18 protein-coding genes and 1 pseudogene are annotated in these 17,425 nt (G+C 54.2%); all 19 read right to left on the bottom strand.

The window, feature by feature from the left end:
• Nucleotides 1-9: 9 nt before the first annotated feature.
• Nucleotides 10-102, bottom strand: a pseudogene (locus HW447_RS18065) (Maff2 family mobile element protein); the annotation flags it as partial.
• Between the two features lie 86 nt (nt 103-188).
• Nucleotides 189-1,808, bottom strand: a complete 1,620-nt coding sequence (locus HW447_RS17115) for a recombinase family protein (protein WP_176256251.1) — start codon at nt 1,806-1,808, stop codon at nt 189-191.
• Between the two features lie 111 nt (nt 1,809-1,919).
• A complete protein-coding gene (locus HW447_RS17110) occupies nt 1,920-2,108 on the bottom strand; it encodes a transposon-encoded TnpW family protein (protein ID WP_002571011.1) in 189 nt (62 codons plus the stop codon).
• A 14-nt stretch (nt 2,109-2,122) separates the two neighbouring features.
• Nucleotides 2,123-2,965 carry an ATP-binding protein gene (locus HW447_RS17105; protein WP_119189892.1) on the bottom strand — a complete coding sequence of 281 codons (843 nt, stop codon included), beginning with the start codon at nt 2,963-2,965 and terminating at the stop codon, nt 2,123-2,125.
• Complete coding sequence (locus tag HW447_RS17100; RefSeq protein ID WP_119189891.1) at nt 2,962-3,696, bottom strand: replication initiator protein A; 735 nt, start codon at nt 3,694-3,696, stop codon at nt 2,962-2,964. Before HW447_RS17100 ends, HW447_RS17105 begins: the two co-directional genes overlap by 4 nt.
• A 132-nt stretch (nt 3,697-3,828) precedes the next feature.
• Nucleotides 3,829-4,215 carry a cysteine-rich VLP domain-containing protein gene (locus HW447_RS17095; protein ID WP_119189890.1) on the bottom strand — a complete coding sequence of 129 codons (387 nt, stop codon included), beginning with the start codon at nt 4,213-4,215 and terminating at the stop codon, nt 3,829-3,831.
• Nucleotides 4,205-5,830, bottom strand: coding sequence for a relaxase/mobilization nuclease domain-containing protein (locus HW447_RS17090; protein ID WP_119189889.1), 1,626 nt, complete (start codon nt 5,828-5,830; stop codon nt 4,205-4,207). The genes HW447_RS17095 and HW447_RS17090 overlap by 11 nt, the downstream gene beginning before the upstream one ends.
• Nucleotides 5,802-6,200: a plasmid mobilization protein gene (locus HW447_RS17085; RefSeq protein WP_072853772.1), complete on the bottom strand. Its 399-nt coding sequence runs from the start codon at nt 6,198-6,200 to the stop codon at nt 5,802-5,804. The genes HW447_RS17090 and HW447_RS17085 overlap by 29 nt, the downstream gene beginning before the upstream one ends.
• Nucleotides 6,201-6,721: 521 nt before the next feature.
• Complete coding sequence (locus tag HW447_RS17080; protein ID WP_002586615.1) at nt 6,722-6,934, bottom strand: helix-turn-helix domain-containing protein; 213 nt, start codon at nt 6,932-6,934, stop codon at nt 6,722-6,724.
• Nucleotides 6,927-7,349, bottom strand: coding sequence for an RNA polymerase sigma factor (locus HW447_RS17075; protein WP_014078529.1), 423 nt, complete (start codon nt 7,347-7,349; stop codon nt 6,927-6,929). The genes HW447_RS17080 and HW447_RS17075 overlap by 8 nt, the downstream gene beginning before the upstream one ends.
• Nucleotides 7,350-7,520: 171 nt before the next feature.
• Nucleotides 7,521-8,288, bottom strand: coding sequence for a class I SAM-dependent methyltransferase (locus HW447_RS17070; protein WP_002586626.1), 768 nt, complete (start codon nt 8,286-8,288; stop codon nt 7,521-7,523).
• A gap of 50 nt (nt 8,289-8,338) precedes the next feature.
• A complete protein-coding gene (gene tet(W) / locus HW447_RS17065; protein WP_024729649.1) occupies nt 8,339-10,258 on the bottom strand; it encodes a tetracycline resistance ribosomal protection protein Tet(W) in 1,920 nt (639 codons plus the stop codon).
• Between the two features lie 640 nt (nt 10,259-10,898).
• Nucleotides 10,899-11,039, bottom strand: a complete 141-nt coding sequence (locus HW447_RS17060) for a Maff2 family mobile element protein (RefSeq protein WP_006575326.1) — start codon at nt 11,037-11,039, stop codon at nt 10,899-10,901.
• A gap of 96 nt (nt 11,040-11,135) precedes the next feature.
• Nucleotides 11,136-12,989 carry a VirD4-like conjugal transfer protein, CD1115 family gene (locus HW447_RS17055; RefSeq protein ID WP_176256249.1) on the bottom strand — a complete coding sequence of 618 codons (1,854 nt, stop codon included), beginning with the start codon at nt 12,987-12,989 and terminating at the stop codon, nt 11,136-11,138.
• Nucleotides 12,976-13,452 (bottom strand): PcfB family protein, encoded by a 477-nt coding sequence (locus HW447_RS17050; protein WP_334296813.1) that lies wholly within the window; start codon nt 13,450-13,452, stop codon nt 12,976-12,978. The genes HW447_RS17055 and HW447_RS17050 overlap by 14 nt, the downstream gene beginning before the upstream one ends.
• Before the next feature lie 58 nt (nt 13,453-13,510).
• On the bottom strand, nt 13,511-14,212 hold the full coding sequence (locus tag HW447_RS17045) for an antirestriction protein ArdA (RefSeq protein WP_176256247.1): 702 nt from the start codon (nt 14,210-14,212) through the stop codon (nt 13,511-13,513).
• Nucleotides 14,213-14,253: 41 nt separating this feature from the next.
• Nucleotides 14,254-15,039: a DUF6674 family protein gene (locus tag HW447_RS17040; RefSeq protein ID WP_176256246.1), complete on the bottom strand. Its 786-nt coding sequence runs from the start codon at nt 15,037-15,039 to the stop codon at nt 14,254-14,256.
• Complete coding sequence (locus HW447_RS17035; RefSeq protein WP_176256245.1) at nt 15,032-15,382, bottom strand: DUF7768 domain-containing protein; 351 nt, start codon at nt 15,380-15,382, stop codon at nt 15,032-15,034. The genes HW447_RS17040 and HW447_RS17035 overlap by 8 nt, the downstream gene beginning before the upstream one ends.
• A gap of 292 nt (nt 15,383-15,674) precedes the next feature.
• Nucleotides 15,675-17,087, bottom strand: a complete 1,413-nt coding sequence (locus HW447_RS17030) for a ParB/RepB/Spo0J family partition protein (protein ID WP_176256244.1) — start codon at nt 17,085-17,087, stop codon at nt 15,675-15,677.
• Between the last annotated feature and the right edge of the window lie 338 nt (nt 17,088-17,425).

Here is a 17,425-nt window from a genome sequence, read left to right as displayed (position 1 = left end):
GCCGCTACCTTAAAACAGGCCGGACAGCAGAGGGATCAGCGTAGTGCCGAGCAGGATGATGCCGCCGCCCGCCATGAGCTGTTTCATGCCCTGGCTTTTTGCTTATGTGCGATAAAGAAGTAATAGAAGTGTAAAAAATTTTGCCGTTCCTATCCGGCACTTGGCCATTGTGTCGGATAGGTCGGGCGTTAGGCTTCGGGCAAGTCAATCTTGCCGACAAAGCTGTAATAAATCTCAATATCCTGCCTGCGGGTGCCGTTCTCGTCATAACTGCACTCATGCACGACGATTTTCTCAATCATTTCCCGCAAGAGGGTGGGGGTAAGTTCCTCAAAGGCAAGGTGCTTTCGGACGATACCCATAAACTTTTCCGCGTTGACGGTGGCGGCCTGCGACTTGTCCAGTTCCTCCTGCAAAGCGGCGGCGCGGTCTTTCAGTTCCCGCTGTTCCTGCTCATAGTCTGCCGACAGTTCCATGAAACGCTCGTCGCTGATTTTGCCGTTCACATTGTCCTCATACAGCCGCTTGATAATGCGGCTCACTTCGGAAATGCGCTCCTGTGCCTGTTCAAGCTGCTTCGTGGCTGCGGCGGTCTTTCTCTTGCCGCCGATCTCGTTCTGCTGGATAAGCAGCTTCACAAAGCGGCTCTCATGCTTGGCGGCGTATTCGGTCACTTGCCGGAGATTGGAGAGGACACCGGCGGTCAACAGGTCGGTGCGGATAAAGTGCGCCGTACAGTCGCGGGTGCGCTTCTTGTAGCTGCCGCAGATGTAACAGTCCTGCTTGCGGTTCTTGTTCTGATACCGCTGCTGGTACATCACATGGCCGCAGTCGGCGCAGAACAGCATACCGGAGAACAGCCCCACTTCATCATAGCGGTTCGGGCGTTTGCGCTGCTTGCGTAATTCCTGCACGCGCTCCCATGTTTCCCGGTCTATGATAGGTTCATGGTGGTTCTCAAAAATGGCCTGCTTCTCCACGGGGTTTTCTACACTGTGCTTGACCTTGTAAGAGGGCTTCTCCGTCTTGAAGTTTACCAGACAGCCGGTGTACTCCCGGTTTTCGAGGATATGAACAACGGTGTTCGTCGCCCATTTGCACTCATAGCCGGGGTGGTAGCGGCGGGTGCTGCCCGTCCTGCGGTATTCCAGCGTTCCCGGCGTGGGGATTTGCTGCTCCGACAGCATACGGGCAATCTTGGTCGGGCCATTCCCGGCAAGGCAAAGCTGGTATATCTGCTGGACAACCGGCGCGGTTTCCTCGTCAACGAGATAGTTCTCGTCCTCGTCCATGAGATAGCCATAGACCGGCTTGCTGGTAACGGGCTTGCCGCTCATGCCTTTTGCTCGTTTTACTGCTTTGATTTTCTTGCTCGTATCTCTCACCAGCCATTCGTTGAACAGATTTCGCAGAGGGGTAAAATCGTTGTCCATGCCGCCGTTTGCGCTGTCCACATTGTCGTTGACAGCGATAAAACGCACTCCCTTTTGAGGGAACAGCATTTCCGTGTAAAACCCTACCTGCAAGTAGTTTCGCCCTAACCGGCTCATGTCCTTGACGATGACCGTACCCACTTTCCCGGCTTCAATGTCTGCAAGCATGGCTTGAAAACCGGGGCGCTGGAAGTTCGCGCCGGAAAAGCCGTCGTCGGTGTACCAGCGCAGGTTGGTAAAGCCATTCTGTTTTGCAAAGGCTTCGAGTATCCTTTTTTGGTTCGATATGGAATTACTCTCACCTTGCAATTCGTCCTCATGGGACAATCTCGGATAAAGGGCGGTAATGAGGTTTTGGGTGGCTTGTCTTAACATAAAATCCTCCGTTTCCGACAGCCAGCCCCACTATTCCGTAGCTTTATTGTACCACGGAATAGCGGGGGCTGTATAGCGGCAAAAGTGTCAAATCTGCTTCTTTATGGTTTGTCAAATTGCCGGTTTTTGTGTAGCAGCGGCTTCCGCTTCCAGTACCCGCGCCATTTTGTCGGCGGCGGTGGTGGTAGTGTCTTTCTTGAAATAGCCGGACACGACAAGGACGGAATTGCCCATGCGGATTTCCGTCACGCAGTCGGGGCGGCGGGCGGTGCGGGTGTCGTGCTGCTTGTTATCTGTCATAGGCAATACTCCTTTCAGTCGGTAATCAGTTTCTTCATGCTCTCCATTTTCCGCTGCGCGGCTTCCTGCCGGAAGTTGTCGCCGGTAAAGCGTACCGGGACGCACATGGAAAGCAGGCGGTCATAAATCCGGGAATGGGCGGTGTCCTCCGGGTTGTGCAGGTCGTCCAGCGTGAGGTTGGTCGTGACGATCAGCGGCTTGCCGCTGCGGTAACGGCTGTCAATCACATTGAAAACCTGTTCCAGCCCGTACTCGGTGCCGCGCTCCATGCCGAAGTCGTCAATGATAAGCAGCGGATAGCGGCAAAGGCGGGAAATGTACTCGTTGCGGTTCTCAAAGCTGGCGGCAAGGTCGTTGAGGATAAGGGCAAAATTCGTCATGTGGACGGGGATTTCTTTCTCCATAAGGGCGTTTGCGATACAGCCCGCAAGGTAGCTTTTCCCGGTTCCCACGCCGCCCCAGAACAGGCAGCCGATATTGTCGGTTCGCATATCCTCCCAGTGTTCCACATACCGGCGGGCAATCCCTGTCTGCGGGTTCCTGCCGTTGTCGTTCTCAAAAGTCCAGTCCCGCATGGTGGGGTCGGTAAAGCCCCGGCGTTTCAGTTCCTCTACGGTGTCAAGGTGCCTGCGCCGCTTCTCGGCGGTCTCCCGTTCCTCGCGGGCGGCTCTCTGGCAGTCGCACTCTGCCGGGTGGCGGTCGCGCCCAAAGATAGCGGCCTTGTCCGGCGCAAAATAGGCTTCTTTCGGCTTGCGGCACTTGCCGCAGTAGAGTAAACCGTCCTCGCCAGTGTAGTCCTCCGGCTCCGGGGTGGCAGCCGTCATATTCTCCAAAACAGCGTTGATTTCGTTCTTCATAAACTCTCGCCCTCCTTGCATGAGTAGTCAGGGATGCCCTTTTTCGGGGCGCCCTTTTTGTCGTTCCCCGCCCATATCCGAAGGGCGGCGGCATAGTTCTGGTAGCTTTTCCCGCTGGCGGCAAGGTAGCGGCTCATTTCCTCGATGAACCGTTCCAGCCTGTCGGGGTACTCTGCCTGCAACTCGTCGTATTCGGTCTGTGACAGAAAAATATTCTGGTATCGGCCATAGGGCGCGGGCGGCTCCCCACTCACTCCCTTTGTTTGGTTCTCTGTAAGGTTGTTTATAGTAGTTTGGTTAGGGGACGGTTTTCCGACCATCATAAGGTCGGTTTTCTGACCATCAGTTGGTCGGTTTTCCGGCTCTATGAGGGTCGGTTTTCCGGCCATCAGTTGGTCGGAAAACTGTACCTGTGGCACACGCGGCACTTTCACATACAGTCGGTTCGGTGCGGAGAAGCCGCCCCGTTCCCGTTCCAGCAGCCCCGCCGTGTCCAGTTCATTCAGCGCCCCCTTTATGGTGGTGCTGCCTTTATCCAGTATTTCGGCTATCTCCGCGATGGGATAGATAATATAAATCCTGCCCTCGCCGTCCTGCCACTTGTTCTTCTGGGAGAGGGTGGAGCGGTCTAACAGCAGCGCATAGAGCAGCTTGGCGGTCTGGGAAATCTCCATTTTCAGCAGGAAACGGGGATAGGGCAGATAGGCGGGCAGCTTCGTGTCTGCCATGATATAATCAGCGATAGGATCACCTCCCTGTGTTCGGGTTGATTTTGGCGGTTTGTACGCATTTAGGACGGCGTTTCCGGGGGAAAAGGATAAATGTATCGCGTACCCTTTGACACCCACGAAAAAAGCCTTGATTTATGCGGGTTTGAAAGGCTCTAAAGCGTGACATTTCTGCCTTTGTTTCCGCTTTCGCTCGGCGGCTTTGATTTTCTTCATGCGTCCGGCGCAGCCGGGGCAGTATTTTCCCCGGTTGGATTTGGGGACAAAGGCCGCGCCGCAGACGGCGCACCGTTTCCGGCTCCCCCGGTACAAGAGGGCTGCGGCCAGCTCCCCGTCAAGGGGCAGGACAGCCACACGGAACCAGCGGCACATGAGGGAAAAGGAAATGCTCTGGACGCATACGCAAGGCTCCCCGTCGTCCAACAGCAGGCAGTTCCCCTCGTCGTAGTTACAGCACTCATGCACCAGCCGCCGCGCCCGCCGGTGCTGGCGGTAGTCCATTCTCGGCAGCTTATCGCTCATGGCTCTGCTCCTTTCTGCGGTGCGGCTCGCTCCGGCGCAAAATCTGGTCGATGTTCCGCTTGACGGTCTGCAACTCCGTGTACCGCTGCTTCTGTTCGTGGTAGGTGTTATACAGGCTGGATTTCTTGGAAACAAGCTGCTCGATCTCGTCCTGCAACGCTTTCCGGGCGGGCAGCTTGGTAATGCCATGCTCCCGGAAATACCGGGCGGCTGCGTCGGCTATGATAAAATCGCTCTCATGTGCCTGCCGGTATGCGGCGCGGGCTTTCTCGGATTTCTGCGCTTTCAGCCCGTCGCGGGCGGGCTTGGTCTTGGCGTAGGCAAGTACCTGCCGCTGCAACTCCTTTTTCCCTTGCAGCTTCGTTTCCAGTGCTTTCAGCTTGCCGCTGGTCTGGCGCATTTCCTGATAGGCGGTATCAACGGCGGCTTCCAACTGCTCCGGGGAAGTGAAGCCGTATTCCTGATACACATTCAGCGTCGCGGCCATTTGTTTGAGGTTGTGCATGGTCGCCCAGCGTTCATAGCCCCGGCCTTTGCCCTCGGCTTTCTTCTGCTCAATGTCCACAAGCCGCTGCACACCGTCCTGTTTCGGGGCGGTTTGAGGGGCTTTTGTGGGCTGTATGCCGGTTTTCCCACGCCGGGGGTATTCGAGTATGGCCGCGGCCTTTTCTGTGGCTCTGGCGGCGTTCTGCTCCAAAACGGCAAGGACAGCGGCGCGGTCAAAGTCGTCACCCAGCTTCCGGGCGGTAATGGGCTTTGTCCTGTCCGGCGTAAGGTAGGAAAGCCGCCCCCGGCTCTCCTTGACGGCCACGCCCTCCCGCAGCAGCAGAGAGGAAAAGTCCTCGAATGAGGCCGCTGTAGACAGCGCGGCGCGTATGGTCTGCCGCAGCTTCTCCTTGTTCGTTTCAAACTTGGTCTGCCGGGGCGTGATACCGCCTGCAATCATGGGGGCGTTCTGCCTGTCCAGTGCGGCCTGTCCCTTTTTCTGCGCCCAATACTCCCGGTCTGTGACGCGGTTCTTGCTGCCGTTCAAGAGGTCGATTTGGTAAAGCCCCTCCCGGTGGCACATCTCCATGACTTCGGACTTGAAGTAGCGCAAGGCCGCGTCGGTACAGCGGTGCTTGCAACCGGCTTTCGTGTCGGCTGGCCTGTCCATGTAGGGCAGGAACGGCACTTCCTCAATCCGCAGGCTGTTAATGACGATATGCACATGGATATTTCCGCTGTGGTTATGCCCGTCCGGGTGGGTGCATACAAGGGCTTGGTGGCCGGGGAAATGCTCGGCGCAAAACTTCTCGCCCAACTCCTGCGCCCGGTCTACGGTCAAGCCGTTGTCCGGGCCGTCCCGTGGGTCAAAGCTGATGATATAGTGGTGGCTTTTCACATCTTCCCGCCGCTGGTTCTTCTCATAGCGGAGATTTGCTCGCATACAGGCAACGGCAAAATCCTCCCCGCCGCAGTTCAGCGTGGACAGCCGGTAGTCCTCGCGGGGGATAAGCCTGCCGGTTTCATCAAGGACGGGTTTCATGGTAAACTCGTCATGCTCAAAAAGCAGGTATTGCTCGGCGGCTCCGTAGTCGGCGTTTTTAGAGTTGATATGCTTGAGTGTTGCCAACTGCGTCACCTACTTTCTTGAGGACTTCATACTTGAGGGCGGCAAGGTCGGCTATGGCGGCGCGTACCTCACCGGACAGCGCATTGTAGGGCGCGCCGTACTCATTCAGATACCGGGCTATCTGGTTGAGGTTGCCGCCGATCCTGCCGTACTCGGCTGTGAGTTTCCCGACAGCGGAAAGCAGCTCGTCATTGACCGCTGACACATGGATAACGGGGCGTATGGCGGTGCGCCGTATCGCCTGCCGGAGAAATTCGGACTGGCTGATACCATAGGGCGCAAGCCGCGCTGTGAAGTCGGCGTATTCTTCTTCGGACAGCCGGGTTTTCACAACGCGGCTGCGGTGGGGCGTGTTGTATTTCTTTCGCATGGTCGTGACCTCCTTTCTTGCCGCATGAGCGCGGCGGGGATAAGCGGCGCAAGCCGCAAAGCAGGGTTTGGGGAAGGCACTCCCCAACAAGTTTCCCGCGAGGGGCAAAACCGCAGAATTGCGGATTTTGGCACCGTGGTAGAAACTTGCTCTCCGTGACTGCAAACTTTCTCTCACTTCCGTCCGCCACTTTTTTGGAAAACTGCAACCACAAAAGTTTGTTTCTCTTTTTCTGCTACTACTAATCCTGTAAAGGGCATTCCTGCCCGCTTTCGCTAAAATGACACCGGACGCAGTGGTTTCTACCCGGTGTTGGAGAAATCCTTTCTCTTTGCCCTCTACTACGGGTAAATGCTCCAAATGCCAAACACCAGGGCAGAAAAATTCCCTCCTCGCTTACTACTACAACCGGCAGGGGGCAAAATGGCCGGGAGCGGAGCCGGACAACAAAAAAAGCAGTAAATCTTTTTCAAGACTTACTGCTTTCGCTGGCCGCGTCGGTGGCGGCTGGTATTCAGTTTTTATGACTTGTCCGGTGGTTCGTCAAGCCGGAACTTGAATTGACAGTCAATTAACCGCTGCTTTACATAGTCCTCCACCTCGGCGTTGACCTGCCCGTTCACTTTTGAGAAATAGCGGATATATCCGGCGTAGTGGAGCAGGACAGCGTTCACGGCTTCTGGGTCGCCCTCACGGGCTTTGAGGATTGTTTCATAGGGGAGAAGTCTACTCATACCGGCTCACCCCCATTTCTTCGCGTAGCCGCTGCAAGGCAAGCTGGATATGCCGCCCCGCTGTGCTGCGTGACCGGCCAATACACGCGCCGATCACGCGCTGCGGCTGGCGCAGAAAGTAATAGCGCAGGATTTCTTCCCGCGTCTGCTCCGGCAAAACAGAGATCGCGTCGGCAAGGGCGGCGTTGCAGAGCAGGACGGTCTGACCGCAGACGGTAAATGGGTATTCCTCGTCCGGCTCCGGCGCGGCAAACTGGACAAACTTCTCGTTCATCAGATAGTCAAGGGAAACTTGCCGTTCCCATTGCCGTTTAAGCTTCAAAATCTTGTCCAAGGCGGCACAGCGGATAACAGTCTTGCAAAAGGCGTTGTACCTGCGCTGGATATATTCTTGATAGGCTATCTGGTCGGTCATGGAAATTCCCCTTTCTGAATAATAGTGCGGGGCGGTGGCACTTCTTGCTGTCGCCCCTTGATTGCCTACCAGCAAAGGCGGGCGGGGCTGTCAACGGCTGCGCATATGCGCCGTTCATCTTGACCGTTGACTGGCTCGGCTGGGTTTGCTATTTACCCGACAAACTTGAATTTATTTTAAGCTATCACGTTTTACCTTCTTAAGCCTTACTATCATTACCATAGGAATTTCTTTGTTGGTTTTAAAACATTCTTCATAAAATCCATCAATGACAAATCCAGCTCTAAAACAAAGGTTAAAAATATCTTGTATGGAACGATGATAATAAATCTGCTCTTTCGGTTGCCCTTCAATCGCTATATCATAGTAACTGTGCGGTGTCATATATTTTTCAGTCAACGTGACAAAACAAGGGTGTTGCGTTGCAAAGACAAAAATTCCGCTTTCCTGCAACAGTTCATAAACAGCCATAAGAAGTGGTTCAATATCCGTAATATCCATAATTGCCATATTAGAAACTGCTTTCGTAAAGGCTCGATTTCTTTTTAATTCTAATATACTTTTTCTATCGGTCGCATCCGCCACACAAAATTCAATTTGTTTTGCATATTGTGATTGCCGTCTTTTAGCCAATTCTATCATTTTTTTGCTGTAATCAAAAGCGACAACCGAAGCGCCTCTTTGTGCAAGATACGAAGAATAATTTCCATTGCCACACGCAATATCCAAAATGTAATCCGCAGGATTAGGAGATAGAAGTTCCGTTACTTTGGGACGCACTACCTCTCTGTGAAATTCATTAGATTCGTCACCCATTGCATTATCCCAAAATTGTGCGTTCTCCTCCCAGATTTTTTTACTTTCCTCTGTTCCCATGTTCTCTCCCACTCCCCAAATTTGCTTTTTTGCTTCCATTAAATCTTCCTTACTATATTCCATTGTTACCCTCCATAACTTCTGATTGTTGCCGTCTTGACGATTATGTATCTTTACATTACCTTCTGAAACATATGGCGCACCTTGTCCAGGCGGCTGTTTGGACGGCGGGGCTGGATGACCGGCTGACCGACAGCGGCCTGATATCCTTTCAGCTCTGTAAGGCATACGCTCCGCCCGTTGGTGTAAAAGGCCAGATCAGTACGGTATGCCTGTATACAGCGGGCGGGAATCTCGCCAGTAAAGACAACTTCATCCTTTTTTACCTGGGCCGTTTCGATGGTGGCACAGTATTTCGGTGCATCATGATAAGCCCTGGAAAGGTATTCCTGGGGCGCATAGAGGATGAAGGAGAGATAAGGTTCCAGCAGCTGCGTCCCCGATTCCTTCAATGCCTGTTCCAATACAATCGGGGCCAATGAGCGGAAGTCCGCCGGCGTGCTGACCGGACTGTAATAAAGCCCGTATTCAAAGCAAATCTTACAGTCCGTTACGTTCCAGCCGAACAAGCCCTGCTCCAGCCCGTAACGGATACCATCCCTGACAGCGTTTTGAAAACTCTGGTTCAAGTATCCCAGCGAAACCCGGCTCTCGTATTGTACACCGGAGCCAAGCGAGAGTGGTGTAACAGACAGTCCTATGGATGCCCAAAACGGGTTGGGCGGCACCTCGATATCGATGGTGTGGCTGGCTGCTTTGAGCGGCCGCTCCATATAAATGACGGAGGGTTCCTTTACCACTGTTTCAAGCTTGTATTTTTCCGACAGCAAAGCGGAAACAACCTCCAACTGCACCCGGCCCAAAAAAGAAAGAATGATCTCATGGGTGATGGAATCCACTTCGCAACGCAAAAGCGGGTCAGTATCCGCAAGTTGCGTAAGAGCGTCCAGCAGCCGTTCTCTTTGCGCTGCCGTTTTCGGCGCAATCGTCGTCCGCAGCATGGGGAGGGGGTCCTCGCGCCACCTTTTACGAGGGAGCCGGGTTTGGTCCCCTAATACATCGTTTAACCTCACGCTGTCGCTGGGAAGGATAACAATTTCACCCTGATAAGCGGTGTCTGTCCGAACAATTTCCCCTTTGGATGGAATACGCATCTCTGTGATTTTCAGCTTTTCTCTCCCGGCCAGGGCCACCGTATCCCGCAGGCGCAGCGTTCCGCTGTATAACCGTAGATAGACACGCCGCTGGCCGCAATCGGTGTACTCAACCTTGAAAACGCTGCCGCATAGGGCGGCGCCCCCCTGTTCCCCAATCGGTTGGAACAGCCCTGTCACCGCATCCATCAACGGTTGAATGCCAAGGCCATTTTTGGCGCTGCCATGATAGACTGGGAACAGGGAGGCGTCTTGAACCCGCTGCTGTTCCTCCCGCGCAAGTTTTTCCCGGCTGATTGGTTCTCCTGCGATATACTTTTCCAATAATTCATCGTTATTTTCGATGACCGCATCCCATGCTTCTATGTCGGTATTTTCCTCCAGGACTATTTCCGGGGACAGCGACACCGTCTGCTTGATGATAATATCGGCGGAGAGCTTATCCCGAACAGACTGAACCACGCTCTGCAAATCCACGCCAGCCTGGTCGATCTTGTTGATAAAGATAACGGTGGGAATGTTCATTTTCCGCAGGGCATGGAACAGAATACGGGTCTGGGCCTGCACGCCATCTTTAGCGGAGATCACCAAGATGGCCCCATCTAAAACAGCCAAAGAGCGGTACACCTCCGCCAAAAAATCCATGTGGCCGGGCGTATCCACAATGTTAACTTTACATCTGTGCCACTGGAAGGAAGTGACTGCCGCTTGAATGGTAATCCCACGCTGCCGCTCCAAAAACATGGTGTCCGTCCTCGTTGTCCCTTTTTCGACGCTCCCCGGTTCTGAAATGGCTCCGCTGGCATATAGCAGGCTCTCCGTCAAGGTCGTCTTTCCAGCGTCTACATGGGCAAGAATTCCAATATTGATTATTTTCATGTGATTGTCCTCCCTTTACAGCCCCAAAGGGCATAAAAATCCCCAGCAGTAAAATACTTTTACCACTGGGGATTATAAGTTGCGGACATACACATATACAGCATACACCTGTTTGTGATTGCTGTTTTTGGGGATATGTCAAAATTGATAAGGCAAAAGTATTCTTAAATTGGGTACAAAAAACTAAGCCCCTACAAAAGGAGCTATCATAATCCTTTGTTCCCACTATTTGATTATAGTTTTATTTAAGAATACCTTGCCGCATATTTTTTACTCCTTTTCTGGATTAAATCATTGTATCACATCAGTTTTAGGAAAGCAAGTACCTAAAAGAAATTTTTCTTCCCCTTATATGTAACAATCATACCGGCTTCCTAGCGTTCAGAATGTTTTCTGCTGTCTGCTGTGGTGTTTGGTTGGAATTGTCCAGCCAAAAGCCGATCCGTGGTGTTGTCTGCATTTTACTAAATACAAATTCAATGTATACAGAAAGATATAAGGAGTGGGAGGGATTCCGCCGTAGTTGGCATTGTAGGAAAATCCAAAAGTTTAGATTTTCCCACAATGCTTATCTTTTGGTCTTTGGTTCGGAATAGTGTAGTGCTGGCGGTCTATCTCTTGTTTTCGGTTGCTTGCTTCCTTACCGTACATGAGCATTGGAGCCAGGGTTGTCCGATCCGTAGCCCTCAAGGAGATTGACTACGCCCCACACGCCCAAGCCAGCGCCGAGAGCCACAACAAGCGTCTGTAAAGTATCAATAGCGGAAGAAAAGAACTGCATAGAGCCTCCATTTCTCCGGGTGTTCCCCGGCCATGAAAAAAGCCGCCATCACTGGCGGCAGGTTACAGCTTCGGGACACTTTGTCCCAAAGCCCATTTATGCAAAGGCGTCTGGATCGTCGATGTCGTCATAGTTGAGGATGTCCTCGTCCTCTTCCGTGAGCGCATCGTCCGGCACAGCCACCTCATACATCTCACACGCCTCGTTAAGCCCAGGCCGCCTGCGGCGGTTAATGAGCTTATCAAGGTCAAAAGCATTTTTGATTTTGTCGGCCTCAGCCGTGTATTTATAATTCGGGTGCTTTTTCAGGTCATACTTCGGGGAGTAGAACGGGGGCAGGCCACGAAGCTGTAAAATGCACTTGTCCCCGGGCATGGTAGCCAGCTCGCTGGGTGTCATCAGTTCCCGGCCCAGCCGCTGGGTGTTCAGATTGTAGCTTTCCGACTGCCCCTTCGAGCGGCCATCGGTCTGCATATAGATGGTTGCCTTTCCCAGCCAGTTTTCCGATATTTCCTTGATGGTGCTGGCTTCGCGGCCCCCCAGGAATACCACGCTGTCCATATTTCCGAGGATTGTCTCCGCGTGTTTATCGTAAATGGCCTTGCACTGCGCCAACTGCTGGTAAAAGAGCGTCAGCGATACCTCGCGGGAACGGATCACGGCACAGATCTTTTCGAGCTGTGGCACCTGTCCCGTGTTGGCCGCCTCATCCCACAGCACCCGTACATGGTGGGGCAGGCGGCCCCCGTGAACATTGTCAGCCCTTTCGCAAAGCAGATTGAACATCTGCGAAAAGGCCAGGGCCACGAGAAAGTTATAGGTCTGCGTGGTGTCCGAAATGATAAAGAACACCGCTGTTTTCCGATCCCCAATGCGGTCAAGCTCCATCTCGTCATAGCTCATAATTTCCCTAAGCTGGGGGATGTCAAAGGGCGCGAGGCGGGCCCCGCAGGAAATCAGGATCGACTTTGCGGTTTTGCCGCTACTTAACTTATATTTGCGGTATTGCTTGACCGCAAAGCAGTCCGGCTTGCGCTTTTCCAGCCCCTTGAACATATAGTCCACGGCATTTAGGAAATTTTCATCGTCCTCCTTTACCTCCATGCCGGAAATCATATCCACCAGCGTATTCATGTTCCGATCCTCGGCGGGCCCCTCGAAAATGATATAGGCAATCAGAGCGCAGTACAAAAGCGTTTCCGCCTTCGTCCAGAACGGATCGCCTTCCTTGCCCTCGCCTTTGGTATTGGAAATCAGCGCATCCACAAATTTGAGGATGTCCGCCTCGTTGCGGATGTACGCCAGCGGGTTATAGTGCATGGATTTTGAGAAATCAATGGAATTGAAAACCTTAATCCGATACCCCCGCCGTTGCAGGAAAGCCCCCACCTGAGAGAGCACCCCGCCCTTCGGATCAACACAGACAAAGCTGCACCCGCCCTTTTTGTCCGCGCTGGCCTGGAGTAGCTGGGGAGTAAGCCAAAAACGGGTTTTTCCAGAGCCGGACGAGCCGATGACGCAGGCGTTTAGGTTGCGGGCATTGGCCGGATTTTTCGGGCGGGTGTTCATGGTAAGGAACTCCGTCCCGGTCAGAATGATGTTGTTTTCAAACTTTGGATCGACGAAAGGGGCGATGTCTTTGGGCCCGCCCCATCGTGCCGATCCATATTCTTCATCTCGTCTGTATTTTTTGGCGTTCTTGCTTTTGAAGTAAATCAAGAGCCGAAAGCCCACCGCGCCCACGATGCCGATGAGCCAGTCAAGGGGATTGAGCCCCGGCGCAAAGTCGGCAAAGGCCGGGCCGATGGTCTGGCCCAGGCTCATGAGCTTATGGGGCAAATCCGTGCCCTCGGCCAGCCGGTAGGCCGTCCCCAGCTTTAGACAGGCCCACAGCACGAACAGATAGGGGATGTTGGGAAGTACATATTTTTTAATGTTATCTGTCCTCACGAACCGCCTCCTTTACCCGTTCCCGCTTGCGGGGCTTCTCCTTCGCAAGCTGATCCGCCGCCTGTCTAAGCTGTTCCCGGATGGGAACACGGCGGGACTTGGATTTATTCAGCACCTTCCGCGAGTATTCAGAAAAGCAGGCGGTAATCGCATCCGCCTGCCCAGCCTTGAAAAATAACAGATATTTGTCCGGCCCGGTTTTGTAAAAGGCATAGTCCACATTCGACTTCCGGGCCACCCGGTCAAACGCCTTCGTGTCCCCGGATAGCTCAATGCTGTTTGTGGCCGCGCCGTGGGCCATGAGCTTTTTCACGCTCTGCCTGCCGTGGGGCGTTTGGCGTTCCCGGTGGGCCTTGCGGATCTTCCGGCCCACAGCTCCCACCACATAGGCAAGGCCCCGGGCCGTCAGCTTGCTGGCGCGGACAGATACGGCAATCGTGCGCCGGGAAACATCTTCATCAATCAGTTACACCGCCTCCTTTCCGACGGCCACCTCGGGACAAAGTGTCTCAAAGTGCCGCCTATCGTTCCTCACGCTCCTTGTTAGAAAGTTTCCGATGGCTTTCCAGGGAGGAGCCGTCAATAATCTCTTTGTAGGCCGCCATCTGCTCCCGGATGGAAAGTTTCGGATAGGAGAAAACTTGGTGCTCGGCGGGAATGTCCTTTGTATCGCGGTAAAACTCCTTGAAGTCCCCGCTGGTCTGGACAATGTAGCCGCCTGGGGCAAAGTGGCCGCTCTCGTTGATCCGAATGTCACGCCCGTATGCCTCATAATCAAAATAATCTTTCAGTTCTTCCGGGATCGGCAAGTCCTCCGAAAAATAGCGGCCCAAATCCTCCTCGTTTTCAATATCGGGATAAAACTCGTAGCAGTCCAGGTTTTGTGTGAGGTTGATGAGGTCTGCCACGGTGGAGGTATGACCGCCGCTGTCGATCACAGCCTCGAATTTCTCCAAATCGCTCTGATCCAGTTCAGAGAGCAGGCAGGCCAGGTGGTTGAGCTCGTCCAGATTTTCGTATTCCGTCAGATAGTCATAGAGCCCCAGCACATCGCCGTCAAAGCTGGTAATGAAAAACTCCTCATACCGCACGCCGTCCACGCCGATGCGCTTTAGGAGCGCCTGCACTTCCTCTGTGGTAGTGGGGAATTTCAGCGTTTCTCCAACGAGCTCGCCCTCGTTATATTTCCCCAGGTTCGTGATGTAGGCTTCAAATAATGTCACGAAACACCTCCTTTCAGTTCGGGACAAAGTGTCTCGAAGTCCTACCGTTCCTCACGCCTTACAGAGGGGGCGGCCTTTTCACGGCCCTTTTGCTCCTGGGCAATTTTCACGTTCAGAGCCTCCATTGTCTGCCGGATCGGGGGCCGGGCCGCCTGCTCCAAATGCTCCAGCCGCCCAATGGCTCCGCCCGCCCGGGCTTTCATCGCGGAAAACAAACGGTGCTCCTGCTTAAAGGGAGCGGAGAGCCCCCGGGCCAGCAAGCCGGGGCCTTTGGCCTCCAAAGCAGGTTCCTGGCCCCGGACAGCCCGCAGGATATTTTTCAGATGCCGTCCGGCCTCGTGATATTCCCGGCTGGCGGTATCAATCATGGAAAGGGCCCGCTCATTGTGAGCAACGGCTTTTCCTAATTCTCTTTCCACCGCCTCCAGCGCCGGGCGCACATGGAAGAATTGCGCGGTATGGGCCAAAGCCGATACCCCGCGCTCCCGGAAAGAAGAAAGGGCCTTTTTACAGCCCTCCACAATCGAATGCTTCAGCCCCTCCAAATGTTCCCGCAGGACGGCCACGCTCTTTTCCAGATTTCCCACAATGGCCTGCAGCGTCCGCTTTACCGGGCTTTCCCTGACCTGGGCCAGTTCCTGGCGCATGGCCGCCAACTCCTCCACCGCCGCATTGAGCTGTTTTTCCAGCCCCGCGATCTGCTGGAATACCGCCAGCAGATCCTCCTGGCCGGGGGCGTTGTTTGCCGCCATTACCTTTAGGAGCTCCTGGACAGCAGGCTCATCCATCAGCGTGCCGGAGCGTGGCCGCCCTTTCTTTTTACTCACGGTTTCGGCGGCCCTGGCCCTTGACGGTCAAAATGCCCTCAAGGGTGGTGGCCGTAATCCCCAGGCGCTGGGCAACGGCGATGTCGTTTTTCATGGCCTCGGTCATGGTATGGCCGCAGACCACCAGCACATGGGAGCGGCGGAGCAGGTCGCGGCTCATATCAATGCCGCTTTTATGTTCCTCGGGAATTGCATCATTAAGAAACAAAGGCAGATACAGGGTAGGGCAGATGGGAGAAAACCCCGACTCATACACCGCCCGGCAGTACCGGGCCGCCTGTTCTGCATTTTCACTGTCACCGCCAAGCCATGCGGCGGTAATATAAGCAAGTGGCCGTTTCATAGTCAAAACCTCCGATCTTTTATTAAGGATACTTCAGCCCAATCCCCCCGCCCTTTCCCATTCATGGGAAAGAGGGCGGCTCTGGAGGATATATGCCCCCGCCGCGCCGCTTTAAATAGCACAGCCGGGGCAGACCGTCAAGGGCAGGCCGCCGCAAGCGGCGGTGCGCTGCACCCTTGACGGCCCACTCCCGGCTGTGCAGGAAGATAGGCGGCGACGGGGGATATATCACCACAGAGCCCTCTGCAAGAGGGGCGGGGCCCTCGGGACAATTTGTCTCGAAGTGGACAGGTTACTTGTCTTTTTCCATCTTTTTCGGTGCCTTTGCCAGCTCGGGCGGCTGTTTCTCTTTCCACTCGTCCAGCAAGGTCATAATCTGCTCCTTCATTTTGGCAGGAGTAACCTCCTTGCCAAAGTATTTCTCCAGTTCAGCCATCGAAATAATCACGCCGCGATCCTCCTTTTTCTTTTCTGATAAGATGCCGTCAATCACATCGCCGTTGAGCTTGCCCTCCTTATCCAGCTCCCGGAGCTGTTTTGCCTGGGCCAGCGAGGGGGACGCCTGCTCCCCGTCAATGGAAACGGCAATCAGACGCTGGTTTTTCGGCTTAATGTAAGAGAGCTCCACCGCAGGCATAAAGCCCATCTTTTTATCGTCCACCTTGTTTATGAGCTCCGGGACAAGATGGTTAAGGCGCAGATAACGCATGACCTTTTTATAATTCATACCATGCGCCTCGCCTACGATCTCAACGGAGCGTTTGCCAACGTCCCCCTCGGCCACGCCTTTCAGCCGCCCGCCCTGGTGCTTGATGTCCTCCACTTCCAGATCCAAAAGAGCGGCCAGCTCGCTGGGGAGCGTCTGATCCCTTTGCTTGTTGCTGTCCTTCATGGCCTCAACCGCCTCATGGTCGGTCATATCCCGGACAATAAAGGGCATTTCCTCCAGGCCCGCCAGTTCACTGCCGCGACAGCGCCGATGGCCCGCCACAATCTCATAGCCGTTTCCGTCCTTTTCGGGACGGGCAAGGCCGGGAACCATAACGCCGTTGAGCTTGATGGACGCTACCGTTTCCTGCATTTTGGCATCGTCCCGCACCTTGAACGGGTGGGGCCGGAATGTGTGGAACGGATGTAGCTCGGAAAGTTTCAGATAAACCAGCTTGCCCTCCTCAACGGGACGGGGCGGCACAGCAGGCTCCTGCGTGGCCTGCTCCGGGGGAGCAGCCTCCTTTGCGGGAGTACCTTTCCCGGCATCCGTGGGAACCGGAGCCTCGGGCGCTTTCCCGCCACTTCGGGACAATTTGTCCCGTTTGGACGGCTGGGCCTCGCCGGGGGCCGCCTTGTCAGCCTTAGCCGGGCGGCCCTTGCGGGGCCCGGCCTTCTTCGGCGCTTTTTCAGACTCCGCCTCGGTGTGCTCCGCCTTTTCAGCGGCAGGACGCTCCGGCCCGGGAGCCCCGGCCTCCTGTTCCAGGGACGTTTCTTCTTTTTCCACCTCGGCCCGGGCCGCCCGGCGCTTATCTGCCATGAGTGCGTCAATCTGCTCCGCAGAGATAACCACATCGCCGGGCTCGGCAGGCCCGGCCTGTTCCGGCTGGTGTTCGGGAGCCGGGGCCTCACTGCGGGCCGGATCAGCCGCAACGGGTGCGGGAGCCTCTTCGGTTTTTGCCGCCTCGGGCCCCGTGTTCAATTTTTCATTTGCCATTCACTAACCTCCTTTTCGTGAAAGTTGCACAATTTTCGAGCTTAAATTTCTGTAATTATTTTTTGGCCTCCTTCCGGTCTATCCACGCAAAAAAGCCGTCCAAGATAGCACCTGGACGGCCTTTCGCGTAATGTGATAGATCAAATATTATTTTTTTCGGATTGTAGGCTCCGAAAAGCCTTGTATTTACAGCGTTCCTAATAAGAAACAATCATAATATGTGTACAAAATTCAAAGGAGGAACTACATATATGAGTCCAGAAGCAAAAAATGATTTAGTCAACGAACTTCTAATTGAATATGTACGTTTACATGGCTTAATGCATGTAAATAGTACT

It is taken from the genome of Enterocloster alcoholdehydrogenati (genome assembly GCF_013282095.1).
GTDB classification, from domain to species: Bacteria; Bacillota; Clostridia; order Lachnospirales; family Lachnospiraceae; genus Enterocloster; species Enterocloster alcoholdehydrogenati.
This window is presented reverse-complemented; position numbering and strand designations above follow the sequence as displayed.

Coding starts and splice junctions, on each gene's coding strand:
- HW447_RS17115 (WP_176256251.1), bottom strand. CDS start 1,808: ATGTTAAGACAAGCCACCCAAAACCTCATTACCGCCCTTTATCCGAGA.
- HW447_RS17080 (WP_002586615.1), bottom strand. CDS start 6,934: ATGAGTAGACTTCTCCCCTATGAAACAATCCTCAAAGCCCGTGAGGGC.
- HW447_RS17085 (WP_072853772.1), bottom strand. CDS start 6,200: ATGCGAAAGAAATACAACACGCCCCACCGCAGCCGCGTTGTGAAAACC.
- HW447_RS17075 (WP_014078529.1), bottom strand. CDS start 7,349: ATGACCGACCAGATAGCCTATCAAGAATATATCCAGCGCAGGTACAAC.
- HW447_RS17095 (WP_119189890.1), bottom strand. CDS start 4,215: ATGAGCGATAAGCTGCCGAGAATGGACTACCGCCAGCACCGGCGGGCG.
- HW447_RS17060 (WP_006575326.1), bottom strand. CDS start 11,039: ATGCAGTTCTTTTCTTCCGCTATTGATACTTTACAGACGCTTGTTGTG.
- HW447_RS17110 (WP_002571011.1), bottom strand. CDS start 2,108: ATGACAGATAACAAGCAGCACGACACCCGCACCGCCCGCCGCCCCGAC.
- HW447_RS17035 (WP_176256245.1), bottom strand. CDS start 15,382: ATGAAACGGCCACTTGCTTATATTACCGCCGCATGGCTTGGCGGTGAC.
- HW447_RS17070 (WP_002586626.1), bottom strand. CDS start 8,288: ATGGAATATAGTAAGGAAGATTTAATGGAAGCAAAAAAGCAAATTTGG.
- HW447_RS17030 (WP_176256244.1), bottom strand. CDS start 17,087: ATGGCAAATGAAAAATTGAACACGGGGCCCGAGGCGGCAAAAACCGAA.
- HW447_RS17105 (WP_119189892.1), bottom strand. CDS start 2,965: ATGAAGAACGAAATCAACGCTGTTTTGGAGAATATGACGGCTGCCACC.